The organism is Rhodoferax potami, from assembly GCF_032193805.1.
GTDB classification, from domain to species: Bacteria; Pseudomonadota; Gammaproteobacteria; order Burkholderiales; family Burkholderiaceae_C; genus Allorhodoferax; species Allorhodoferax potami_A.
The window spans coordinates 3190229-3212311 of the sequence record NZ_JAVBIK010000001.1; the positions used below are offsets into that span (position 1 = coordinate 3190229).

General features: G+C 54.4%; 24 protein-coding genes and 3 pseudogenes. 19 read left to right on the top strand and 8 right to left on the bottom strand.

Annotated features, from left to right (window positions below):
• Positions 1-34 precede the first annotated feature (34 nt).
• The 10 genes from RAE19_RS15365 (at position 35) to RAE19_RS15410 (ending at position 8988) form a co-directional block, all read left to right on the top strand.
• A complete protein-coding gene (locus RAE19_RS15365) occupies positions 35-862 on the top strand; it encodes a hypothetical protein (protein ID WP_313875710.1) in 828 nt (275 codons plus the stop codon).
• Positions 863-937: 75 nt separating this feature from the next.
• Entirely contained in the window at positions 938-2080 is a 1143-nt protein-coding gene (locus tag RAE19_RS15370; RefSeq protein WP_313875711.1) for an N-acetyl sugar amidotransferase, read from the top strand.
• On the top strand, positions 2077-2694 hold the full coding sequence (gene hisH, locus RAE19_RS15375) for an imidazole glycerol phosphate synthase subunit HisH (protein ID WP_313875712.1): 618 nt from the start codon (positions 2077-2079) through the stop codon (positions 2692-2694). Before RAE19_RS15370 ends, hisH begins: the two co-directional genes overlap by 4 nt.
• A 3-nt stretch (positions 2695-2697) precedes the next feature.
• Positions 2698-3483 (top strand): AglZ/HisF2 family acetamidino modification protein, encoded by a 786-nt coding sequence (locus RAE19_RS15380; RefSeq protein ID WP_313875713.1) that lies wholly within the window; start codon positions 2698-2700, stop codon positions 3481-3483.
• Between the two features lie 19 nt (positions 3484-3502).
• On the top strand, positions 3503-4531 hold the full coding sequence (locus RAE19_RS15385; protein ID WP_313875714.1) for a polysaccharide biosynthesis protein: 1029 nt from the start codon (positions 3503-3505) through the stop codon (positions 4529-4531).
• Positions 4532-4536: 5 nt separating this feature from the next.
• Complete coding sequence (wbjC, locus tag RAE19_RS15390) at positions 4537-5670, top strand: UDP-2-acetamido-2,6-beta-L-arabino-hexul-4-ose reductase (protein WP_313875715.1); 1134 nt, start codon at positions 4537-4539, stop codon at positions 5668-5670.
• 2 nt (positions 5671-5672) lie between these two features.
• Positions 5673-6809 (top strand): non-hydrolyzing UDP-N-acetylglucosamine 2-epimerase, encoded by a 1137-nt coding sequence (gene wecB / locus RAE19_RS15395; RefSeq protein ID WP_313875716.1) that lies wholly within the window; start codon positions 5673-5675, stop codon positions 6807-6809.
• A 10-nt stretch (positions 6810-6819) separates the two neighbouring features.
• Positions 6820-8025, top strand: a complete 1206-nt coding sequence (locus RAE19_RS15400) for a glycosyltransferase family 4 protein (protein WP_313875717.1) — start codon at positions 6820-6822, stop codon at positions 8023-8025.
• The gene (locus RAE19_RS15405; protein ID WP_313875718.1) at positions 8025-8561 is read left to right on the top strand and encodes a WbuC family cupin fold metalloprotein; all 537 of its coding nucleotides are present in this window, start codon (positions 8025-8027) and stop codon (positions 8559-8561) included. The genes RAE19_RS15400 and RAE19_RS15405 overlap by 1 nt, the downstream gene beginning before the upstream one ends.
• 139 nt (positions 8562-8700) lie before the next feature.
• Positions 8701-8988, top strand: coding sequence for a hypothetical protein (locus RAE19_RS15410; protein WP_313875719.1), 288 nt, complete (start codon positions 8701-8703; stop codon positions 8986-8988).
• Here the strand turns inward: RAE19_RS15410 and RAE19_RS15415 are convergent.
• Positions 8954-10041 (bottom strand): IS3 family transposase gene (locus tag RAE19_RS15415; protein WP_313873731.1). Its coding sequence is split into 2 segments (ribosomal slippage): positions 8954-9780 and positions 9780-10041, totalling 1089 coding nucleotides; the frame shifts between segments, so codons are not numbered across the junction. The two genes, RAE19_RS15410 and RAE19_RS15415, sit on opposite strands and share 35 nt — an antisense overlap.
• A gap of 69 nt (positions 10042-10110) precedes the next feature.
• Between RAE19_RS15415 and RAE19_RS15420 the strand changes: the two genes are divergently transcribed.
• From RAE19_RS15420 to tnpC (RAE19_RS15445), 6 genes and pseudogenes are all read left to right on the top strand, one after another.
• The gene (locus RAE19_RS15420) at positions 10111-10233 is read left to right on the top strand and encodes a hypothetical protein (protein ID WP_313875720.1); all 123 of its coding nucleotides are present in this window, start codon (positions 10111-10113) and stop codon (positions 10231-10233) included.
• The gene (gene tnpB, locus RAE19_RS15425; RefSeq protein ID WP_313873004.1) at positions 10233-10580 is read left to right on the top strand and encodes an IS66 family insertion sequence element accessory protein TnpB; all 348 of its coding nucleotides are present in this window, start codon (positions 10233-10235) and stop codon (positions 10578-10580) included. Before RAE19_RS15420 ends, tnpB (RAE19_RS15425) begins: the two co-directional genes overlap by 1 nt.
• A gap of 75 nt (positions 10581-10655) precedes the next feature.
• Positions 10656-11519: pseudogene (locus RAE19_RS15430) on the top strand (IS66 family transposase); the annotation flags it as partial.
• 97 nt (positions 11520-11616) lie between these two features.
• On the top strand, positions 11617-12690 hold the full coding sequence (gene istA / locus RAE19_RS15435; RefSeq protein ID WP_430962508.1) for an IS21 family transposase: 1074 nt from the start codon (positions 11617-11619) through the stop codon (positions 12688-12690).
• Positions 12687-13514 carry an IS21-like element helper ATPase IstB gene (gene istB / locus RAE19_RS15440; RefSeq protein WP_313873548.1) on the top strand — a complete coding sequence of 276 codons (828 nt, stop codon included), beginning with the start codon at positions 12687-12689 and terminating at the stop codon, positions 13512-13514. Before istA ends, istB begins: the two co-directional genes overlap by 4 nt.
• A 108-nt stretch (positions 13515-13622) precedes the next feature.
• Positions 13623-14357: pseudogene (gene tnpC, locus RAE19_RS15445) on the top strand (IS66 family transposase); the annotation flags it as partial.
• Between the two features lie 463 nt (positions 14358-14820).
• Here the strand turns inward: tnpC (RAE19_RS15445) and tnpC (RAE19_RS15450) are convergent.
• From tnpC (RAE19_RS15450) to arfB, 4 genes and pseudogenes are all read right to left on the bottom strand, one after another.
• On the bottom strand, positions 14821-16422 hold the full coding sequence (gene tnpC / locus RAE19_RS15450; protein WP_313872998.1) for an IS66 family transposase: 1602 nt from the start codon (positions 16420-16422) through the stop codon (positions 14821-14823).
• Between the two features lie 69 nt (positions 16423-16491).
• Complete coding sequence (gene tnpB, locus RAE19_RS15455) at positions 16492-16839, bottom strand: IS66 family insertion sequence element accessory protein TnpB (RefSeq protein WP_313873004.1); 348 nt, start codon at positions 16837-16839, stop codon at positions 16492-16494.
• The gene (locus RAE19_RS15460) at positions 16839-17177 is read right to left on the bottom strand and encodes a hypothetical protein (RefSeq protein ID WP_313873005.1); all 339 of its coding nucleotides are present in this window, start codon (positions 17175-17177) and stop codon (positions 16839-16841) included. Before RAE19_RS15460 ends, tnpB (RAE19_RS15455) begins: the two co-directional genes overlap by 1 nt.
• A gap of 88 nt (positions 17178-17265) precedes the next feature.
• Positions 17266-17553 (bottom strand): annotated as a pseudogene (gene arfB / locus RAE19_RS15465) (alternative ribosome rescue aminoacyl-tRNA hydrolase ArfB); the annotation flags it as partial.
• 63 nt (positions 17554-17616) lie between these two features.
• Between arfB and RAE19_RS15470 the strand changes: the two are divergent.
• Positions 17617-17769, top strand: a complete 153-nt coding sequence (locus RAE19_RS15470) for a hypothetical protein (RefSeq protein WP_313875721.1) — start codon at positions 17617-17619, stop codon at positions 17767-17769.
• Positions 17770-17790: 21 nt separating this feature from the next.
• On the opposite strand, the gene RAE19_RS15475 is transcribed toward RAE19_RS15470, so the two are convergent.
• The 3 genes from RAE19_RS15475 to RAE19_RS15485 all read right to left on the bottom strand — a co-directional run bounded on the left by RAE19_RS15475 (position 17791) and on the right by RAE19_RS15485 (position 20692).
• Positions 17791-18708: a PfkB family carbohydrate kinase gene (locus RAE19_RS15475; protein ID WP_313875722.1), complete on the bottom strand. Its 918-nt coding sequence runs from the start codon at positions 18706-18708 to the stop codon at positions 17791-17793.
• A complete protein-coding gene (locus tag RAE19_RS15480) occupies positions 18705-19649 on the bottom strand; it encodes an ABC transporter permease (RefSeq protein WP_313875723.1) in 945 nt (314 codons plus the stop codon). The genes RAE19_RS15475 and RAE19_RS15480 overlap by 4 nt, the downstream gene beginning before the upstream one ends.
• Positions 19650-19735: 86 nt before the next feature.
• A complete protein-coding gene (locus tag RAE19_RS15485; RefSeq protein WP_313875724.1) occupies positions 19736-20692 on the bottom strand; it encodes a sugar ABC transporter substrate-binding protein in 957 nt (318 codons plus the stop codon).
• 165 nt (positions 20693-20857) lie between these two features.
• On the opposite strand from RAE19_RS15485, the gene RAE19_RS15490 reads away from it, so the two are divergent.
• The gene (locus tag RAE19_RS15490; RefSeq protein WP_313875725.1) at positions 20858-21646 is read left to right on the top strand and encodes an ATP-binding cassette domain-containing protein; all 789 of its coding nucleotides are present in this window, start codon (positions 20858-20860) and stop codon (positions 21644-21646) included.
• Positions 21640-22077 (top strand): RbsD/FucU family protein, encoded by a 438-nt coding sequence (locus tag RAE19_RS15495; protein ID WP_313875726.1) that lies wholly within the window; start codon positions 21640-21642, stop codon positions 22075-22077. Before RAE19_RS15490 ends, RAE19_RS15495 begins: the two co-directional genes overlap by 7 nt.
• Positions 22078-22083 lie beyond the last annotated feature (6 nt).

A 22083-nucleotide genomic window follows, 5' to 3' on the forward strand; every position in this document is an offset into this window, starting at 1 on the left:
GAAAGAACTTCCGAACGGTGCTCAAGAGTTGCCTGTGTTCTCGATTCTGGATGCTCTGGACTTTCGGTATGCCTTTGAAAATGCGATAACCATTGCGTATAGGATGCGTCGCAATCGACACCTATCTCCGTGGATCCTTCAGGGCTACACCGCATTTCGCTGGTTTCTTGTGCGGCGTGCGACTGACCGGCTGACAGGCAAGTTGGTAACAACAGAGCACTTTGATCGATGGGCCGTACTAGCTGATCGCTCCGTAAGGGAGAAACGTCGAGTTACTAACTGTAATGACCGCTTGGTTCTCGTTCAGCATGGCGCAATGGGTGCATTGAATCCAGAAAAGAACGGCGATATACCATCAATAAATCTACCGACCCGTTTGAATCAGATAGATGAACTTCACGTTTATAACAACGATGAAGCTGCAATCTTTAAATCTTCTGTGCTTGCGGGGAGAAAAGCCACTCGGGTCCTCGATCTCTACTTCTTTAAACCTGTCATTGAACTTGCAGGAGAGAGAGCCTCTAGCAAGATTAATCTCTTGTTCGTCGGACATCCTCTCTGCGAGTCTTTTCAGGCGGAAGTATTTCGACAATTGACGAATAAAGATGTCTTCGAGATTTTCTATAAACCTCACCCTAAGGCTCCGATGTCATCTGCTGTGACTGCCGTCGGATGGACACTAGTTGCAGATGAAAAAACTTTTCCAAGAGTTGATTTATTGATTTCTTATCCCTCTACTCTGGTAGTGGAGTATGAAGGGGCTGGTGTCCCAGCGTCTATTCATCCAATTGATGCTGGGGTTGATGCCCTATCTCCATTTATGGATAAGACAAGATCCTTAATTAAAAAAATTAATGCTTAAATTGGAAAGAAATCTAAGGGTGGATGCATTAGATATGAACACAAATTTATTGGTAAATCAGATGGAAGTGGCGCTATGAATCAAGTATATAAAATATGTAGTCATTGCATCATGGATACGTCGGATCCGAGCATTCATTTCGATGCTAAAGGACAATGTGATTACTGCAACAACTTCAATGCCACCATCAGACCGAACTGGCATATTGATGCTGGAGGTGATCGGCGTCTGGCTCGAATGGTCAGTTCGATACGAGATGCAGGAGCTGGAAAGGACTTCGACTGCATCATTGGCCTAAGTGGCGGGTTGGATAGTTCCTACGTGGCATATGTAGCTAAAGAAAAAATGGGCTTGCGACCTCTCTTGTTTCATGTGGATGCAGGTTGGAATACCGATCAAGCCGTAGGGAACATTGAAAAACTGGTCGATGGCTTGGGACTGGATTTATACACAGACGTTGTGAACTGGGAAGCTGTCAAACGCATGCAAGTGGCTTTTCTAAAAGCGGGCATTCCAGACCAAGACTTAGTACAAGATGCAGCTTTCTTTTCGGGTCTCTACCGGTTTGCGCGTAAGTACAATATAAAGCATATTCTCACAGGTTCTAATTTCTCGACCGAATGCTGCCGTGAGCCTGAGGAGTGGGGGGGCTACCTGGGTATCGACAAGACATTGTTTGGTGACATATGGAAGCAATGTGGCGATGGCAAACCCAATGATGAGTTCCCACTAGTTGACATATTGGTTTACAAAATTTGGTACCAAAAGATATTGGGAATGAAAGTGCATCATCCACTTAACCTGGTGCCTTATGTCAAGAAAGATGCGGAAGATGAGCTAGAGCGCCGATTTGGCTGGCAGCGCTTCAAGCATAAACATCACGAGTCTCGGTTCACTCGCTTTTATGAAGATTATTGGTTGCCGCGCCGCTTTGGTTTTGAAAAGCGCCGGGCTCACTTCTCCAGCCTGATCATGACGGGACAGATAACGCGCGACCAAGCCCTGGATCGCATCTCGCGCCCAGAAATGGACGAACATTTTCTGAAGCAGGAGTTTGAATATGTCGCGCACAAGTTAGGTCTTACGGTAGATGAATTGCAAGCTTTGTTTGTTTTGCCGAAGAAAACATTCCGTGACTACAAAAACAAACGTGATCTGATTGGAATGGGTGCAAATCTGATGCGTAAGCTGGGTCTGGAAAAAAGGTTTTTCCGATGATCTGCATCGTTGATTATGGTGTAGGCAATATACAAGCTTTCTTGAATCTGTTTAAACGGCTTGGCATAGAGGCCAGGAGAGCAAATACACCAGATGCGTTGTCTGACGCAGTTCGCTTAGTGTTGCCTGGTGTGGGCCACTTCGACCATGCAATGCAGCGCCTCAACGACTCGGGCATGCGACCTAAGCTCGAACAGATGGTTATTGGCGCAAAAGTGCCTGTGGTGGGCATTTGTGTGGGTATGCAAATGTTGGCACATGGTTCAGACGAAGGCAACTTGCCTGGACTGAATTGGGTGCCCGGCCGCGTCCGGGCCTTTGCAACACAGCCGAAAAGCGCTGCCTTGCCGATGCCGCATATGGGGTGGAATGAATTGCAGCCGCGGGCTCAGAGCAAACTTTTTACAAAAGGGTTTGAAGAGGCGCCACAGTTTTATTTTTTGCACTCCTACTTCTTTGATGCGGAAGACAAGAACGATGTCGCTGCCACTGCCACTTATGGGTTGGACTTTGATGCTGTAGTGTCGCGTGGTCATATTCACGGCGTGCAGTGTCACCCGGAGAAAAGCCATCATTGGGGTGAGCAACTTCTGAAAAATTTTGTGGAGCTTTGACAGATGTTGCGTCCTCGAATTATTCCCTGTTTGTTGTTGCACCGGGGTGGTCTGGTTAAAACTCAGGGTTTTAAGGACCCTAAATATGTAGGTGATCCAATTAACGCGGTCAGGATCTTCAACGAAAAAGAAGCCGATGAATTGATGGTGTTGGACATCGATGCAACGGTAAATAGAGTTGCACCAGACTTTGCCCTCATTGCCAAGTTGGCTGCTGAATGCCGCATGCCTCTTTGTTATGGCGGTGGAGTGACCACTGCAGAGCAGGCTGCACGCATAGTGGATATGGGTGTGGAAAAGGTGGCCGTAAGTGCCGCTGCCATCGCTAAGCCATATTTACTTACGGAAATGGCAGCTGCTGTCGGGCGACAGTCAGTCGTCGCGGTTTTAGACGTACGCAAGCGGACAGGGCTGTTTGCCAAGGGGTATGAGCTATGTACCCATAATGGCAAAACAGTACACAAGCTCGACCCAGTTGCGTTTTCCAAGCAACTGCAAGATGCCGGTGCGGGCGAAATCGTGCTCAATTCCGTGGATAGAGACGGGCTCATGCAGGGGTATGACCTTGATCTGGCGATGCAGTTCAAACAGGCGCTTAAAGTGCCTGTCACCTTTTTGGGAGGTGCTGGCTCTTTAGAGCATATGGGTGAACTCATTTCAAATTTAGGAGTAGTGGGAGCTTCGGCTGGAAGTCTTTTTGTTTTCAAAGGAAAATACCGCGCGGTTCTGATCAATTACCCGACGCCTGACCAAAAAATTAAGCTGTGCCGCGACGCATTGAAACAATAATTCAATTTAAGGAACTCCTATGTTTAATGACAAGATTCTTCTTATCACGGGTGGTACGGGCTCATTTGGTAACGCAGTGCTTCGCCGGTTTCTTGATTCAGATTTGCGCGAAATTCGTATTTTCAGTCGCGATGAGAAAAAGCAAGACGACATGCGCAAGAAGTACAACAACCCTAAGCTTAAGTTTTATATTGGGGATGTGCGTGATCATCAATCCGTATTAAATGTGGTTCGGGGTGTTGATTTCATCTACCACGCGGCTGCACTCAAGCAAGTTCCATCGTGTGAATTTCATCCGCTTGAGGCAGTAAAGACCAACGTTCTGGGTACTGAAAACGTGCTCGAAGCTGCCATCACCTGCGGTGTCAAGCGAGTGGTGGTGCTCAGCACAGATAAAGCGGTCTACCCCATTAATGCCATGGGCATCAGTAAAGCCATGATGGAAAAGGTGGCGGTGGCCAAGTCCCGTAACAGCAACAGCACGGTGATAAATGTCACTCGTTACGGCAACGTAATGTGCTCACGTGGTTCGGTGATTCCGCTATTTACGCAGCAGATCCGCGCCGGTCAACCCATCACCATCACTGATCCAGAAATGACCCGGTTCATGATGACGCTGGAAGATGCTGTGGACTTGGTGTTGTATGCATTTGAGCACGGGAAGCCAGGCGAAATTTTTGTGCAAAAAGCGCCGGCCGCAACCATTGAAACGCTGGCTTACGCTTTGACCGAGTTGCTGGGCAAGCCTAAGCACGAGGTACGCGTCATCGGCACGCGTCACGGTGAAAAGCTATACGAAGCCTTGTTGAGTCGCGAGGAAATGGTTGCTGCTGAAGATTTAAGCGGTTATTACTGCGTGCCTCCAGATCTGCGCGATCTCAACTACGGCAAATTTGTGGAACAAGGGGAAGTGAGGATCTCTGAAGCTACAGATTACAACTCGCACAACACAACTCGGCTGGACGTCCCCGGCATGCAGGCTTTGTTGATGAAACTGCGCTTCATGCAGGCAACTGTGCGCGGAGAGGTGGTAGAGGCTGAAGAATGAGTAGTATGAGTATCGCGAATTCCCGTGTTTTGGTGACCGGTGCCAATGGCTTCATTGGCAAGAATCTGATTGTCCGTTTGAGTGAACTTACCAATGTGAGTGTGGTCACTTTCACGCGCGGCGATGATGTTGCCGTCTTGCCGGAGCTGGTATCGCGAGTTGATGCTGTAGTGCACTTGGCCGGTGAGAACCGGCCTGCGGATGAGGCAGCATTTGCACAGGTCAACACCGGCCTTACTGCTGAGCTTTGCAAATCCATTAAGAAGGTATTTCAATCAACTGGGCGAAATGTACCTTTGGTTTTGGCATCTTCTACCCAAGCGGAGCGGGATAATCCTTACGGGCGCAGCAAGCTTGCCGCTGAGTCAGAAGTCCATAGGTTGTCACAGGAAACGGGCAATCCTTGCGTGATTTTCCGTCTCCCAGGGGTTTTCGGTAAATGGTGTAAGCCCAACTACAACTCGGTGGTCGGCACTTTTTGCCACAACATCGCGCGAGATTTGCCTATCCAGATCAGTGACCCAACAGCCACATTGCGACTGACGTATGTGGACGATGTTATCAGTGCTCTCTTGGTTGCACTTGAATCCCCGGAAGCAGGATGCGTTCAGGCTCAGGTTGAGCCGGAGTACAGCACCACATTGGGTGAACTGGCGACAAAAATCCGGTCCTTTGGTGATTGCCGCACAACGCTCCTCACGGAACGAGTAGGCAGTGGCTTGGTGCGTGCGTTGTACGCCACATACGTAAGTTACTTGCCTACCGAAAAATTTTCATATGAGGTAACACAGCACGCGGACGCGCGTGGTGTGTTTGTGGAAATGCTCAAAACTCCCGACTGTGGTCAGTTCAGCTATTTCACAGCGCACCCGGGGATTACCCGTGGTGGGCATTACCACCACACCAAAACTGAAAAATTCCTTGTCATTAAGGGTGATGCGCTCTTTCGGTTCCGCCATTTGATAACCAACGAGCTGATTGAACTCCGAACCAATAGCGGCACCGCTCAAGTGGTAGATACGATACCCGGCTGGACGCACGACATCACCAATGTTGGCAACGACGAGCTGGTTGTAATGCTTTGGGCCAATGAAAATTTTGACCGTGAAAAGCCGGACACCATAACCCATAGAGTTTGAACATGAAGAAACTAAAAGTGATGTCGGTCGTGGGTACCCGCCCGGAAATCATCCGTTTGTCGCGCGTGTTCGCGGCCCTAGATATTCATTGTGAACATGTATTGGTACACACGGGTCAGAACTATGATTACGAGTTGAACCAAGTTTTTTTTGATGATTTGGGTGTTCGTAAGCCTGACTATTTCTTGAACAGCGCGGAGGGAAGTACCAGCGCTGCTCACACAATAGGCAACCTCATCACGGCGGTTGATGGGGTTTTGGCGAAAGAAAAGCCTGAGGCAATGTTGGTCCTCGGAGACACAAACAGTTGCTTGTCAGTGATCCCCGCGAAGCGTCGTAAGGTGCCAATTTTCCACATGGAGGCTGGTAACCGTTGTTTTGATCAACGCGTCCCTGAGGAGACGAACCGACGAATTGTCGACCACACTGCCGACATCAACCTCACCTACAGCACTATCGCCCGTGACTACCTGCTCCGTGAAGGCCTTCCACCTGATCAAGTTGTCAAGACCGGAAGCCCCATGTTTGAGGTGCTAAACCATTATTTGCCACAAATCAAAGCCTCAAATGCGCTGACCCGATTAGAACTGCGAGCTGGACAGTACTTCGTCGTTAGCGCTCACCGAGAAGAGAACATCGAGTCAGAGAGGTCGTTCAACAAACTGGTGGGCGTGCTCAATTCTGTTGCAGAGGATCATGGACTGCCTGTGGTTGTGTCTACGCATCCTCGCACTCAAAAGCGGGTGGATGCAACTGGGGCAAAGTTCCATCCGCTTGTGCGGCTGATGAAGCCATTGGGTTTCCATGATTATGTTAATCTCCAAATGCAAGCCAAGGCCGTGTTGTCAGACAGTGGGACAATTAATGAGGAGTCATCTATCCTTAACTTCCCAGCGCTTAACCTGCGCGAGGCGCACGAACGTCCCGAAGGTATGGAAGAAGCTAGCGTGATGATGGTTGGCTTGGAGGTGGAGCGCGTACGCCAAGGACTGGCCATTCTGGACACACAGCAGAGAGGCGCAAACCGAAGCCTCCGCTTGGTGACTGACTACAGCATGCCCAACGTTAGTGACAAGGTGGTGCGCATCATTCATAGCTACACCGACTACGTGAACCGCGTGGTGTGGAAGAACTATTGAGTGCGGGTTGATGCGTATTGCTCTGATTGCGGACACATTTCCGCCACTAAGAACTTCCGGTGCGGTTCAGTTGCGGGACCTGTCCCGTGAATTTGCACGACAGGGCCATTCTTTGTGTGTGCTGCTCCCTTCTCCTGATCAGCGAGAGCCTTGGAAGCTTGAGGAATTCGATGGTGCCCAAGTACTGCGCCTGAAAGCCCCGCGAACCAAAGACATTGCCTACGCACGGCGCACCTTGGCAGAGTTTGCTATGCCGTTCGCCATGCTGCGAAACCTGCGCAAGAGCCCGCTTGCTAAGGAACAATGGGATGGCGTTGTGTGGTACGCCCCATCGATCTTTCATGGTCCCCTAGTTAATGCGCTCAAGAAATCGAGTCGTTGTAAGGGCTACTTGATCATCCGCGACATTTTCCCTGAATGGGCGGTCGACATGGGGTTGATGGGGCGGGGCATGCCCTATCGCTTTTTTGATGCAGTGGCGCGCTACCAGTACTCTGTCGCCGACGTGGTCGGCGTGCAAACGCCTGGCAACCGACGCTATTTCGCCTCTTGGCTGGAGCGGCCGGACCGGCAGTTGGAAGTTCTGCAAAACTGGCTAGACAAACCTGCGCAGTCCCAATGTTCGATTCGAGTGGATGAAACCGCTTTGGCAGGCCGTAAGGTATTCGTCTACGCCGGCAATATGGGTGTTGCCCAGGGCATGGACATCTTGCTAGATTTGGCCGAAAAGATGCGCAGTCGACCAGACGTCGGTTTCTTGTTTGTGGGGCGTGGCAGCGATTCGGCAAGACTCATGGCGACAGCTCAGTTAAGGCAGCTGGACAACGTAGTCTTCTTTGACGAAATAAATCCTGACGAAATTCCTAGTCTTTATGCCCAGTGCGACGTGGGGATTGTGGCCCTTGACCCACGGCATAAATCGCACAACATACCTGGTAAGTTCCTGACTTATATGCAAAGCGGCCTGCCTGTATTGGCCAACATCAACGCTGGCAATGACTTGGCTCAGTTGATCAGAGATGAACGCGTTGGTCAGGTGTGCGAGGCCAATCAGGTGGGTGAGTTGTTATCCCTAGCAGAAAAATTGCTGGATCAAGTTAAGACGGATTCAGGATTGTCGACCCGCTGCACATCTTTGTTTGAACGCGAATTCGCAGTTGAAAATACTGTCAAGCAAATCGTGGAAGCGCTTTCGGTAAATGTCGAGGCACGGTAATGAAAGTCTTTGGCGTCGATTATTTGAACAAGCTGACTGCACAAGCACAAGGAAACCCACGCAAGCGGCAGCATCGCAACATCCATGACAGCTACACAGATCCCTGTCAGCGATTATTCAACGCCATTGAGATGGGCAGCTACATCCGTCCTCATAGGCATGCGACTTATCCGAGACAGGAACTGCTTATTGCTGTTCGTGGGTCGATGGCTTTGGTGACGTTCGATGAGCACGGCAAGGTCGCTGGCGCTGTCCGCTTTGGTTCAGGTACCAAAAGTGAGGATTTGGCCGCTGGTGCTGAAGTACAAGCCAACACGTGGCATACCGTGATTGCCTTAGAGCCTGGCTGCGTTTTACTTGAGGTCAAGGCGGGTCCATTTGACCCTAGCCAGCCTAAGGATCTGGCGCCATGGGCGCCTGATGAAGGTTCAACAGACGCATTGATCTATCTGAACCTGTTGGTTGGTTTGGTTAAGATAAATCCCAATCTGCAGATGTCTGACGTTGGAAGCCCTTTCGACTCCAAGGACAGTTAACTTTTCCCCAGCCGTTCTTGACTGTCAGCACCATCTTCTTGGACAGTTGGTTCGTAACCGGTCACTGTCCGGCGTTCTTGCGAACTGATTGCAGGTACCAAAGAATGCGCCCTGATCAACAAACAGGACGGGGTCGGATATGGAAGAGACGCAGAGCGTGCTCAGGCGTGCAGTGTTGAGTGAACAGACTTGGGCTGAGGTACTGGATCGTTTTGACCGCGCTGGATTGACGATAGATGAATTTTGCAGCCGCGAAGGCATCAGTCGCAGCAGCCTTGCTCGCCGACGCACGCTTAGGAATAAACAGAGGGGAATCGCGTCCCCGCTGCGAACGAACAAGGTAGCCCCCACGGTAATCCCCCCAATTTCCACCGGACCTAAAAGTAGAACGGTTATGCAGCCATGGCCAAGTGCTGCATTGGGGTGAAACCGCCCAGGGCCATATTCGGGCGGTCGTGATTGTAGGACCACATCCACTGCGTGGCGAAGTCCTGAACTTCTTCAATACTGGACCAGTAATACTGGGATAGCCATTCGTATCGAACAGTCCTGTTAAACCGTTCGACATAGGCATTCTGCTGTGGCTTGCCCGGCTGGATATATTCAAACCGGATGCCCCATTCCTCGGCCCAGTTCTGGATGGTGCCACTGATGTTCTCGGGCCCGTTGTCACATCGAATCACTTGCGGCTTGCCACGCCAGGAAATGATCTGCTTCAATGCTCGGATCACCCGCTCCGACGGCAGCGAGAAGTCCACCTCAATGCCCAGCGCCTCACGGTTGAAGTCGTCGATGACATTGAACAAGCGCAGGTTACGGCCGTCCTCCAGCTTGTCGTGCATGAAGTCCATCGACCAGACCTGATTGATGGCCTCTGGCACAGCCAAAGGCTCGGGCTTCTCACGCACCAAGCGCTTCCTAGGCTTGATACGTAGGTTCAACTCCAGCTCACGATAGATGCGGTACACGCGTTTATGGTTCCACCCGAAACTCTTCACATTGCGCAGATACAGGTAGCACAGGCCAAAGCCCCAGTTGCGGTGGTTGTCCGTCAGCCGCATCAACCAATCAGCGATGAGTTCATTCTCAGCGTTTTGCTTGGACTCGTAGCGGTAGCAGGATTCGCTGATTGAGAACACGGAACAGGCGACCCGTATGGCAAGCCCACGCTGCTGCACGACTTCTTTGGCCATCTCGCGCCGGCGAGACGGCCGGCTTACTTTTTTGCGAGGTACTCGTTGGCGATCTCGGCCTTGAGTTTCTCTTCCAGATACATCTTCTTAAGCCGCCGGTTCTCGTCTTCGAGTTCCTTCATGCGGGCCATCATGGATGTGTCCATGCCACCAAACTTGGCACGCCACTTGTAGAACGTGGCGGTGCTGATCCCCAACTCACGACAGATATCAGGAACCGGCAAACCGGCTTCAACACGCTTCAATGCAGCCATGATCTGGCTATCCGTAAATCTCGACTTCTTCACGTAGAACTTCCTTCTTAGAAAATTCTACTTCTCGGTCCTTTGGTTTATCGGGGGGATTACCCCACCACCGTGCCGAAGGCGGCGTTCGTTGATCTGGGCGACCTTGCTGGAGTGCACGGCAGCGGCAATGGAGCCATGGAGTTACGCATCGAACTCGGCTCGGGCATGAGTTTGCATCTGGTACGCCGGTAATGTTCTTTCCCGAGGGCCGCATTCGCGTGTTCCTGTATGGCCAAGCTGCCGATATGCGCCAGTCCTACGACGGCTTGTACGCTCTGGCACGCCAGGGGTTTGAAGTGGATGTGCTGGCCGGACACATGTTTGTTTTCATCAACCGGCGGCAAACACAGATGAAGGTGCTGTACTTTGACCGCAGCGGCTGGTGCCTGTGGTGCAAGCGTTTGGAGAGCGGCAAGTTCTCCCGTAAAGGCGTTCAAGGCGGCAGTGGCGAGATCGACTGCACGGCGCTCAAACTGATGCTCGAAGGCATCGAAGTGCGCCGACGCCACAAACGCTACCAACACCCTGCGCGGAGGTGACGATGTGCCCATTTTCAATCCGGAGAAGCACTCTTTTGCTTTGTCCCTAAAGGCCGCAAGATAAGGCCCATGTCGATGCCCAATACCAGCACTCCCACATTTACCGTCGAAACGGTCATGGGGCTGTCGCCGCAGAGCATCGCGCAGACACTGCAAGCACAGGCCGCCAGCATCAGCGCGCTGGAGCAGCAGCTCGAATGGTTCAAACGCCAACTCTTTGGCAAGAAGAGCGAGCGCTTTGCACCCTTGCCCGATGCGCAGCAAATGCACCTGGGGCAACTCCTGGGCGACCTCCCTGCCACTGATGCGCCCGAAGCCGACTCCGACTCCAACACCATCCCTGCACACCAGCGACGCAAACCCCGCAGCAACTTTGCCGACGAGGGCACGCCCGCATCGTTCTTTGACGAAACCAAGGTGCCCGTGCACACCATCGAGCTGGCCAACCCCGAGACCAAAGACCTCTCGCCCGATCAGTACGAGGTTGTCAGCCAGAAGGTCAGCCACCGCTTGGCACAGCGCCCCGGTGCCTATGTGGTGCTGAAGTATGTGCGCTCTGTCATCAAGCGCCACGACACGCAAACCCTGCACTGTGCGGGCGCGCCAACAGGCATCATTGAGGGCAGCCGCGCTGACGTGAGCTTGCTCGCAGGCGTTGTTGTTGACAAGTTTGCCTGGCACATTCCGCTGTACCGGCAGCACCAGCGCCTGAGCCAAGCGGGCTTCAAACTCAGCCGGGCGTGGCTGACGCAACTGGCGCAAAAGACCATTTCCCTGCTGGAGCCGATTTACGACACGCAGCTCGAGTCGATCCGCAACAGCCGGGTCAAGGCAATGGACGAGACCCCCATCAAGGCCGGGCGCAGTGGGCCCGGCAAGATGAAGGCGGCCTACTTCTGGCCTGTGTACGGCGAACTCGATGAGGTGTGCTTTGCCTATTGTCACGCGCAGTATGAAAATGACACGAGAACGCGGTGAGGAATTGATACACCTCGACTAACGTGCCAAGCCATCCGAACCATGGATGGGACTGGCAATGATTACGAACGAGGAGTACATGGAACTCAAGGTATTAAGGAAACACAGGCTGAGCTTGCGCGAGATATCGGTGCAAACTGGTATGGCAGTCAACACGGTGCGTAAGTATTTGGAGGGTGGTCCGCCGGCCATGAAGAAACTGCCGGCATGTAAGAGCAAGCTCGATCCATTCAAGGACTACCTGGCTGGACGTATTCAGGCGGCCAAGCCTGATTGGATTCCAGCAACGGTGCTGCAGCGTGAGATTGCCGCACAGGGGTATACGGGCTCCGTGCGCATCCTGCAGGAGTACCTCAAGGAGTTGCGTCCACAGGCGCGCCCGGATCCGGTTGTGCGGTTCGAGACCCAGCCCGGTGAGCAAATGCAGATGGACTGGATCGAGTTCCGCAAGGCTGGGCATAAAGACGGCATGTTGGCGGCGTTTGTGGCAACGCTGGGCCACAGCCGGGCGACCTTCGCGGAGTTCGTCACAGACATGAAGCTGGAGACACTACTGGCGTGCCATGTCAGGGCGTTCGAGAGCTTTGGTGGAGTCACCCGTGAAGTGCTGTACGACAACATGAAGACCGTCATCCTCAAGCGTGACGCCTACGGCAAGAACCTGCACCAGTTCCAGGGTGCCTTTGCTGACTTTGCGCACCACCATGGCTTTGTGCCGCGGGTGTGCAAGCCCTATCGGGCCAAGACCAAGGGCAAAGTCGAACGCATGAATGGCTACATCCGGCGCAGCTTCTGGGTGCCATTGGTGGCGAGTATGAAGCAGCAAGGCTTGGTGGTGGACGCGGACACAGCCAATCGGGAAATGCGCACCTGGCTGCGTGACGTTGCCAATGTGCGGATCCACGGAACCACTGGGTGTGTGCCGGCACTGGCTTTGCAAACTGAGCGCGCACATCTGCTGGCCATCCCCAGCGCCTACAGTGGGCGAACAGTGCGTCAATTACAAAAAGTCACCGGTAGCGGCGCAGCAGTCCGGCCAATTCCAGCCGCGGCATGGCGAGGCCTGCAGCATCCTCTGGCGATGTATGACACGCTGGTGCACAACCAAGCCTCAGCAGGAGGACGACCATGAGCCTGCAAATGGAAAGACTGCGTGAACTGTGTGATCAGCTGCGCCTGCTCAACTTACCCGATCAGCTTGCCCACTTGGGGCAAATGGCGGCCAAGAAAGAGCTGGGGTACCTGGAGTTCCTGGAGCAAGCCTTGCGTGGCGAGGCTCTGGCCAGGGTGGAGAGAACGCGCGCCATGCTCACGCGCATAGCGGGCTTCCCCGCCATCAAGACGCTCGATGAGTTTGACTTCCAGTTTGCCAGCGGTGTGCCCAAAACTCTGGTGCAGGAGCTTGGCAGTCTGGCCTTCGTGGAGCGCAGCGAGAACGTGGTCTTGCTGGGCGCCAGTGGGGTGGGCAAAACCCACTTGGCCATCGCCTTGGGCTACAGGGCAACCCAGGCTGGAATCAAGACGCGTTTCATCACGGCGGCAGATCTGCTGATGACACTGAGCACGGCACTACGGCAGAACACCCTGGAAGAGGCTATCAAACGCATCGTGCGTCCCTACCGGCTGTTGATCATTGACGAAGTCGGGTACCTACCCATGAATCGGGAACAGGCGAATCTTCTGTTCCAAGTCATTGCCAAACGCTATGAAGTGGGAAGTCTCATCCTGACCTCCAATCTGCCGTTTGGGCAATGGGACCAGACATTTGCAGACGATGCAACGCTGACAGCGGCGCTACTTGACCGACTGCTCCACCACGCCCATGTGGTCCCGATCTCAGGAGACTCCTATCGCCTGAAAGATAAGCGGCGTGCCGGTGTGATTGCCGCCAGCAGCAATGCCCTACTCAAACGAAAACGCAGTCACCTTGATACACAGGAGGAGCAAGCAGCCTAGAGGCGCCAAGCAAAGACAAAACAACCAATCACCCCACATAACGGTGTATCAAATCCACGCCGCGTTTGCGTTCCACAGTTGTATCAAATCGAGACTGCGTTTGACACCTATTTCGAGTCGCGCCGCCACGAGCACGTACAGCAGGCATTGGGGCTGCCAGGGGCCACAGATGCCGTGTTGCTCACTGACGGCTATGAGGCCTATGCACGTTACGCTGCCAAGACCGGCATTACGCATGCCCAATGCTGGGCGCACTGCAGGCGTGGCTTCTTTGAAGCTCTAGGGGCCGAGCCACAGGCCGCTGGCCAGGCGCTGCAGCAAATTGGCGAGATTTACGCCCAGGAAGAAGCCATTCGTGAACGTGACCTCTACGGGGATGCCAAACGAGAGCACCGTCTAAGCCACAGCAAACCGCTGGTGCAGAACTTCTTTGAATGGGTGGATTTGCAGTTCGAGCGGCAAGGCTTCCTGCCCAGCAATCCGTTGACCAAGGCATTGGCCTATGCACGCGAGCGCCGCGCGCAACTGCAGGTGTTTCTGGGCGATGCGGATGTGGCCATGGATACGAACCATCTGGAACGCGCCTTGCGCGCGATACCAATGGGCAGGCGCAATTGGTTATTCTGCTGGACGGAGGTGGGCGCCAAGCGCGCGGGCATCATGCAGAGCCTGATCGTGACATGCCGTTTACATGACATTGACCCCTACACCTACCTGGTTGATGTCTTGCAACGCGTAGGCCACCACCCCGCCTCCAGAGTTTCAGAACTGACGCCTCGTCAATGGAAGCAGCACTTCGCCGAGAATCCATTGCGTTCACCATTACACGGTTTGGTAACGTAGGCAATAACGCCGGACAGTGACCGGTTACGTTGGTTCGTGCTGCGGTCAATGAAATTCAATGATCCCTTTGCACAGGGACCGCGCTTATCAGCATCTCGTTTGTAAGTTATGCCCTCGGTCAGCGTCATCATCACGGCTCGCTCTTTCAACACCGGTGTTTCACGGAGCACCCAGTCGACAAAATCGGACTCCCTCGGTGTCTATCCACAAGCAGCAGATGCGAGATACTCCGCGGCCCTTCTAGGCCAGGCGGGAGTAGGTCAGATCGGCCTGTGCTCTTTACTAGCAGCTGAAGTCTCTCCCTTACTCTTGTTATTCCAGTCGATTCCCTCGCGACTGCTTTAACCTGCTGTGTATCGACTTCGATTCCAACCGCCGTTCGCGTGAGGCGTAAGTTGGCTTGGTTGCTTTGCGTTGCAATGGTTCAATCGCTGCGTAACCGGTCACTGTCCGGCGTTATTGCCTACGTTACCAAACCGTGTAATGGTGAACGCAATGGATTCTCGGCGAAGTGCTGCTTCCATTGACGAGGCGTCAGTTCTGAAACTCTGGAGGCGGGGTGGTGGCCTACGCGTTGCAAGACATCAACCAGGTAGGTGTAGGGGTCAATGTCATGTAAACGGCATGTCACGATCAGGCTCTGCATGATGCCCGCGCGCTTGGCGCCCACCTCCGTCCAGCAGAATAACCAATTGCGCCTGCCCATTGGTATCGCGCGCAAGGCGCGTTCCAGATGGTTCGTATCCATGGCCACATCCGCATCGCCCAGAAACACCTGCAGTTGCGCGCGGCGCTCGCGTGCATAGGCCAATGCCTTGGTCAACGGATTGCTGGGCAGGAAGCCTTGCCGCTCGAACTGCAAATCCACCCATTCAAAGAAGTTCTGCACCAGCGGTTTGCTGTGGCTTAGACGGTGCTCTCGTTTGGCATCCCCGTAGAGGTCACGTTCACGAATGGCTTCTTCCTGGGCGTAAATCTCGCCAATTTGCTGCAGCGCCTGGCCAGCGGCCTGTGGCTCGGCCCCTAGAGCTTCAAAGAAGCCACGCCTGCAGTGCGCCCAGCATTGGGCATGCGTAATGCCGGTCTTGGCAGCGTAACGTGCATAGGCCTCATAGCCGTCAGTGAGCAACACGGCATCTGTGGCCCCTGGCAGCCCCAATGCCTGCTGTACGTGCTCGTGGCGGCGCGACTCGAAATAGGCAAAGCACACCTCATCGAGTTCGCCGTACACAGGCCAGAAGTAGGCCGCCTTCATCTTGCCGGGCCCACTGCGCCCGGCCTTGATGGGGGTCTCGTCCATTGCCTTGACCCGGCTGTTGCGGATCGACTCGAGCTGCGTGTCGTAAATCGGCTCCAGCAGGGAAATGGTCTTTTGCGCCAGTTGCGTCAGCCACGCCCGGCTGAGTTTGAAGCCCGCTTGGCTCAGGCGCTGGTGCTGCCGGTACAGCGGAATGTGCCAGGCAAACTTGTCAACAACAACGCCTGCGAGCAAGCTCACGTCAGCGCGGCTGCCCTCAATGATGCCTGTTGGCGCGCCCGCACAGTGCAGGGTTTGCGTGTCGTGGCGCTTGATGACAGAGCGCACATACTTCAGCACCACATAGGCACCGGGGCGCTGTGCCAAGCGGTGGCTGACCTTCTGGCTGACAACCTCGTACTGATCGGGCGAGAGGTCTTTGGTCTCGGGGTTGGCCAGCTCGATGGTGTGCACGGGCACCTTGGTTTCGTCAAAGAACGATGCGGGCGTGCCCTCGTCGGCAAAGTTGCTGCGGGGTTTGCGTCGCTGGTGTGCAGGGATGGTGTTGGAGTCGGAGTCGGCTTCGGGCGCATCAGTGGCAGGGAGGTCGCCCAGGAGTTGCCCCAGGTGCATTTGCTGCGCATCGGGCAAGGGTGCAAAGCGCTCGCTCTTCTTGCCAAAGAGTTGGCGTTTGAACCATTCGAGCTGCTGCTCCAGCGCGCTGATGCTGGCGGCCTGTGCTTGCAGTGTCTGCGCGATGCTCTGCGGCGACAGCCCCATGACCGTTTCGACGGTAAATGTGGGAGTGCTGGTATTGGGCATCGACATGGGCCTTATCTTGCGGCCTTTAGGGACAAAGCAAAAGAGTGCTTCTCCGGATTGAAAATGGGCACATCGTCACCTCCGCGCAGGGTGTTGGTAGCGTTTGTGGCGTCGGCGCACTTCGATGCCTTCGAGCATCAGTTTGAGCGCCGTGCAGTCGATCTCGCCACTGCCGCCTTGAACGCCTTTACGGGAGAACTTGCCGCTCTCCAAACGCTTGCACCACAGGCACCAGCCGCTGCGGTCAAAGTACAGCACCTTCATCTGTGTTTGCCGCCGGTTGATGAAAACAAACATGTGTCCGGCCAGCACATCCACTTCAAACCCCTGGCGTGCCAGAGCGTACAAGCCGTCGTAGGACTGGCGCATATCGGCAGCTTGGCCATACAGGAACACGCGAATGCGGCCCTCGGGAAAGAACATTACCGGCGTACCAGATGCAAACTCATGCCCGAGCCGAGTTCGATGCGTAACTCCATGGCTCCATTGCCGCTGCCGTGCACTCCAGCAAGGTCGCCCAGATCAACGAACGCCGCCTTCGGCACGGTGGTGGGGGCTACCTTGTTCGTTCGCAGCGGGGACGCGATTCCCCTCTGTTTATTCCTAAGCGTGCGTCGGCGAGCAAGGCTGCTGCGACTGATGCCTTCGCGGCTGCAAAATTCATCTATCGTCAATCCAGCGCGGTCAAAACGATCCAGTACCTCAGCCCAAGTCTGTTCACTCAACACTGCACGCCTGAGCACGCTCTGCGTCTCTTCCATATCCGACCCCGTCCTGTTTGTTGATCAGGGCGCATTCTTTGGTACCTGCAATCAGTTCGCAAGAACGCCGGACAGTGACCGGTTACATCGCTGCTGCATCGATGATCCCGCGCAAGCGGGCATACGCATCCAGCCGGTTGAGTTCACGGGTCCTGTGTTGCTGTGCTTTGAGGACCAATACGCCGTCACGGCTGATACGGTTATCGGGGCTCGCCAACAGCCGTTCTTTGATAGCTTCAGGCAGAGACGATGCATAAATATCAAATCGCAAATGAATAGCGCTGGATACCTTATTGACATTTTGTCCGCCGGCACCTTGAGCACGGATAGAGATCAACTGTGCTTCTGCGGCAATGTTATCGAAAAGAAATGCCACGAAGTGTGCGTGTGAAGGTTAGACTGCCTCCAACCATACCACTCTCGTACAAGGACTCTCCCCATGGCCAAAGGTCAACAGAAATCAAACAAAGAGTCTAAAAAACCCAAAAAAGACAACGCAGCTACCAAACCCTTGTCGGGGGGAGGGGAGCCTGTGCGCCCAATGGTAACGACTGCAGTGATGCCGCGCGGCAAATTGAAAAACAAGGCCTGATATTCAAGCCTTGGTGGGGTGCTAAAGCAGCGCCTGGGTTTCTGCGTAGGTTGGAGGTTGGCAACCTGCCCGGGCGCAATTGATAGCTGCGGCCTGCATGGCCTCAACCAAGGTCTGCTGCACTCTATGTTGTCCGTTTGCGTTAAGGACCCAATCCCCGAGGCAGTTACCCCAGAACGTGTCTCCGGCGCCCACCGTATCGACCACCCGGGTCAACGGCACATCTGCCTCAGAACATGCGCCATCGACTTCTAGCCAAGCACCGTCGCCGCCGAAAGTGAGAGCGATTCGGCTTGCACCGTGGTCTCGGAACATGGCGGCAATATCTCTGCCTTTGCCACGGCTTGGCGCTTGAACACCCAGCAACTCCAAATCCTCATCGCTGGCCTTGATCCAGTCAGCCAACTTGGCCACTTCCCTGACCGCCTCAACGTAGGCGCCCAAATCGGCTGCAAGCTTGGGGCGTAGGTTCACATCCACGCTGATAGTCCAACCCTCGTCTTTAGCACTCTGCAAGATCGACATGACCTTGGTGTGCTCCGGGGGCACCAGCAGCAATGACCCGGTATGTAGCACCCCTGGTGGATGGGCTTTAAGCATGGTCAGCACGCTGTCGGCTGTGTAATCCCGGTCCGCGATACCTTCGCGGTAAAAGCCGTAACTGGGTTGCCCATCTGTGATCTGCACCACCGCCAAAGAGGTGGGCAAGCGGCTCTCGCCAGCCAGAACCCGTACACCGTCTTTCAGCAATTGCTGGCCCAGTTGCTCTCCGAAGCGGTCGGTAGAGAGCGGGTTTACATAGCCCACAGGTGCTCCGCGCAACGCCGCTGCGCGAGCCATGTTGTAGGGGCTGCCTCCCATGAATGGGCGCAGTGTTCCATCGGGCTGCGAGAGGCAGTCCATCAGCGCTTCGCCGAGTACCCAAATAGATGTGGTCATTTTTTCAAGAGTCGTTGACGACGGATCACATCAATCCAAACAGCCAAAATAACCACCGCGCCGATGGCCATCATCTGCTTGAACTGCGAAATTTCCATCAGGTTCATGCCATTGCGGATCATGGTGATCAGTACGGCACCCAAAAGGCTGCCCCAAATACTTCCACGTCCGCCAAAAAGTGAGGTGCCGCCCAAGATGACAGCCGCAATGGCATCCAACTCAAACATTTGGGCCATCTTGCCGCTGGAGGAGTCCATGCGTGCCATCAGTACCAATGCGCCCAGAGCGCAGCTTAAACCCGACACTACATACACGCCTAACTTGTACCAGCGGATGTTGATACCCACTTGACGTGCACCCATTTCATTGGAGCCCATCGCATACACATAGCGGCCTAGTTTGGTGCTCGACAAAATGAAAGCCATGACGACAAAGAAGACACCGGTGATCCAAATGGGCATCGGAACGCCGAGAAACTGGCCGTAGCCGATAAAGGGCAGGGGGTCAGGCATGCCGGAGTTGTCAAAGCCACCAGTGGATTCGAAAGCAAGACCCCGCCACAGAGTCAAGCCACCCAAAGTCACAATGAAAGAAGGGATGCCCACAAAAGCAACCAGGTAGCCGTTGAACAGTCCAACAGCTGCACCGATGGCAAAAGCGGCTGCGATACAGAGGTAGGGGTCAACGCCCAATTTGACCATCATGTGGCCGGCAACAGCACCTGCTAGCGCAGTCAATGCACCCACTGCCAAGTCGACACCGCCAGTCAAAATCACAAATGTTTGGCCGCCCGCCAGCAGGGCAATTACAGAGGCCTGCACCAGAATGTTGGACAAATTGCCAGTGGTCAGAAAGTAGGGTGATGCTGCACTCAGCAAGGCCCCCAAAACCAAAACGGCCACTAAGGCTCCATACCATTCTTGGCGGGTGATGGACTTCATGAAATCAATTCCTCAAATAAAAAAATGACGACCGCTCTGCAGCGGTCGTCCGGGCCCAGTGGTTACCCCCTGGGCGGTGCAAAAAATTACTTCACTTTCATGAACTGCGCGACGCCAGAGTCTTTGGCGAACTGGTCCACGTTGGAAGGCAGCACCAGGAATGAGCCGGTATCGATGCGGGCGTCTACCTTTTTGCCTTCAGCTGCAGCGATAGCGGTTTCCACGCCGACCTGACCGATCTTGGCCAACATTTGCGCAGCGTTGGCAGACTGCCAGCCTTGCTTCATCATGTCCAGACCGCCGGGGGAGCCGTCAAAACCTGCGATCTTGACGTCGCCGGCCTTCTTGCCTGCAGCCATCAGGGCTGCTTTGGCACCGAGCGCGCCGCCGTCCCAAGCACAGGCAATCACCTTGACGCCGGGGTTGGCGCGCATCGCAGTTTCAACGCCGTTTTGCGCCATAGTTTGATCCCATGTTGTGGAGACCTCTACCACTTTGACGTTCTTCCGCTTGGCATTCAGGCCGTCGAGAAAGCCCTTTTTGCGCTCTTGACCTGTCGATTGACCCAAATCGCCTGTGATGTAGATCACGGTGTCGCCGTCTTTGACCTGCTCTGCAGTCCAGTCACCTTGCACCATCGCGGCCTTGATGTTGTCGGTCGCCACATAGGAAGTGATTTTGGCGCCGGAGATGCCAGTGTCTACCGCCACCACTTTGATGCCGGCCGCCAGTGCTTTATTAATGGCCGGTGCAATGCCTGCGCTGTCCACCGGAGCAATCGCAATCGCATTCACTTTGCGGGTGATCATGTCCTCAACAATGGCCAACTGCTTGGAGAGCTCGCCTTTTTCTGCTGCCAATTCAATGAATTTCACGCCGGCCTTTTGACCAGCTTTCTTAGCGCCACCGTTGATCAAGGTCCAACCTTCGTTGGTATTGCCATTGGTGATGTAGGCAATAGTGGTTTCTGCGGCAGCGGCAGACATCAGGCCGGCGGTGGCCATCGCGATGGCCAAGCGGCCCAGCATGCGTTTGGTGATCATTCGTTATCTCCGTTGTGGTTTGAATTAGCAGCTGTGGTGGATTCCATGGCTTGCTGGAGCCAAATTACAGCAGAGTTTTATTTAATTAAATCTAGTAGTTTTACTAATATGATTCCGTGTCGGGTTCTGGCATGCTTGCACCCAATTTCCTGAAACAAGTCCACCATGACATCCAAACAACCAGTTCTGCAGATTACCAATCTGACCAAGCATTACGGTGGCGTGAAGGCCCTGACCGATGCCAGTTTCCGCCTGCTACCCGGCGAGCACGCCGCGATCGTCGGTGACAACGGTGCTGGCAAAAGCACTTTTGTTCGCTTGATCACCGGCGTAGAGCAGCCCAACTCGGGCGACATCAATCTGGACGGCCAAAGCGTCCACTTCAGCTCTCCCTTGGATGCACGTGACCAGGGTATTGAAACGGTGTACCAGACACTGGCCCTCGCCGAAGACCTTGACGTTCCCGCCAATATCTTCTTGGGCCGTGAAATCACGCGCTTGGCACTCGGGCCCTTGTCGGTTTTGAATCACAAGGCTATGCGGGAACAGTCCGCCTCGATGTTGTCAACAACCGGCGTCAAGATTCAAGACATGTCGGAGAGCCTTCGGGGCATGTCGGGCGGCCAGCGGCAATGTGTCGCTATTGCCCGTGCCGCCGGTTTTGCGAAGAAGCTCATCATTCTTGATGAGCCCACTGCCGCATTGGGGGTCGCGGAGACTGCGCGGGTCGAACAGATCATCAAGGGCCTGAAGCAACAAGGCATACCGCTGATCATCATCAGCCACAATTTGCGCCAGGTGTTCGATTTGGTGGACCGGATATGGGTGTTCCGCCAAGGGCGCATCATCTGCAGCCGCTTGACCAGAGAGACCAATCCGGAAGAAATTGTGGGCCTCATCACAGGCGCCATTGATCCGGCCACACTGCAATCCGCGGAGGCCGTAGCATGCTGAAAGGTCTGGATTCCTTGTTAACCCCCGAGTTGCTGATGCACCTGTCTGCAATGGGGCATGGCGAGTGGGTTGCGGTGGTGGACGCCAATTTCACCGCAGATTTCCTGGGCAAAGGCAAAGCGCTAGTCCGCTTGCCCGGGCATAGTTTGGAGAGGGTGAGCAAAGCCGTTCTCTCGGTGTTCCCCTTGGCCGAAGACGTCGCGTGTCCCGCCGCCTATATGCAGGTTTGCCACAGCCCGGAAGGTCACCAGACCGCTGCACAGGCCTCTGTGGTGGCTTTGTTATCGCACGAAGGGCTGCCCGCCGGTAGGGTGGAAGCCGTAGAGCGGTTTGCGTTTTACGAGAAGATCAAAGGCGCCAGCGTCATCGTCCAAAGCGGCGAAGCCACGGCGTATGGAAATGCCATGTTCTGCAAGGGCGTTATCCTTTGAGTGCGA

What these genes read in the sequence shown, in the direction of transcription:
- tnpB (WP_313873004.1), bottom strand. Translation starts at nt 16,839, where the DNA reads ATGTTCTTTCCCGAGGGCCGCATTCGCGTGTTCCTGTATGGCCAAGCT.
- RAE19_RS15495 (WP_313875726.1), top strand. Translation starts at nt 21,640, where the DNA reads ATGCTGAAAGGTCTGGATTCCTTGTTAACCCCCGAGTTGCTGATGCAC.
- RAE19_RS15460 (WP_313873005.1), bottom strand. Translation starts at nt 17,177, where the DNA reads ATGGAAGAGACGCAGAGCGTGCTCAGGCGTGCAGTGTTGAGTGAACAG.
- RAE19_RS15380 (WP_313875713.1), top strand. Translation starts at nt 2,698, where the DNA reads ATGTTGCGTCCTCGAATTATTCCCTGTTTGTTGTTGCACCGGGGTGGT.
- istA (WP_430962508.1), top strand. Translation starts at nt 11,617, where the DNA reads ATGATTACGAACGAGGAGTACATGGAACTCAAGGTATTAAGGAAACAC.
- wecB (WP_313875716.1), top strand. Translation starts at nt 5,673, where the DNA reads ATGAAGAAACTAAAAGTGATGTCGGTCGTGGGTACCCGCCCGGAAATC.
- RAE19_RS15410 (WP_313875719.1), top strand. Translation starts at nt 8,701, where the DNA reads ATGGAAGAGACGCAGAGCGTGCTCAGGCGTGCAGTGTTGAGTGAACAG.
- tnpC (WP_313872998.1), bottom strand. Translation starts at nt 16,422, where the DNA reads ATGTCGATGCCCAATACCAGCACTCCCACATTTACCGTCGAAACGGTC.
- tnpB (WP_313873004.1), top strand. Translation starts at nt 10,233, where the DNA reads ATGTTCTTTCCCGAGGGCCGCATTCGCGTGTTCCTGTATGGCCAAGCT.
- hisH (WP_313875712.1), top strand. Translation starts at nt 2,077, where the DNA reads ATGATCTGCATCGTTGATTATGGTGTAGGCAATATACAAGCTTTCTTG.
- RAE19_RS15485 (WP_313875724.1), bottom strand. Translation starts at nt 20,692, where the DNA reads ATGATCACCAAACGCATGCTGGGCCGCTTGGCCATCGCGATGGCCACC.
- wbjC (WP_313875715.1), top strand. Translation starts at nt 4,537, where the DNA reads ATGAGTATCGCGAATTCCCGTGTTTTGGTGACCGGTGCCAATGGCTTC.
- RAE19_RS15370 (WP_313875711.1), top strand. Translation starts at nt 938, where the DNA reads ATGAATCAAGTATATAAAATATGTAGTCATTGCATCATGGATACGTCG.
- RAE19_RS15400 (WP_313875717.1), top strand. Translation starts at nt 6,820, where the DNA reads ATGCGTATTGCTCTGATTGCGGACACATTTCCGCCACTAAGAACTTCC.
- RAE19_RS15490 (WP_313875725.1), top strand. Translation starts at nt 20,858, where the DNA reads ATGACATCCAAACAACCAGTTCTGCAGATTACCAATCTGACCAAGCAT.
- RAE19_RS15470 (WP_313875721.1), top strand. Translation starts at nt 17,617, where the DNA reads ATGGCCAAAGGTCAACAGAAATCAAACAAAGAGTCTAAAAAACCCAAA.
- RAE19_RS15475 (WP_313875722.1), bottom strand. Translation starts at nt 18,708, where the DNA reads ATGACCACATCTATTTGGGTACTCGGCGAAGCGCTGATGGACTGCCTC.
- RAE19_RS15405 (WP_313875718.1), top strand. Translation starts at nt 8,025, where the DNA reads ATGAAAGTCTTTGGCGTCGATTATTTGAACAAGCTGACTGCACAAGCA.
- RAE19_RS15385 (WP_313875714.1), top strand. Translation starts at nt 3,503, where the DNA reads ATGTTTAATGACAAGATTCTTCTTATCACGGGTGGTACGGGCTCATTT.
- istB (WP_313873548.1), top strand. Translation starts at nt 12,687, where the DNA reads ATGAGCCTGCAAATGGAAAGACTGCGTGAACTGTGTGATCAGCTGCGC.
- RAE19_RS15480 (WP_313875723.1), bottom strand. Translation starts at nt 19,649, where the DNA reads ATGAAGTCCATCACCCGCCAAGAATGGTATGGAGCCTTAGTGGCCGTT.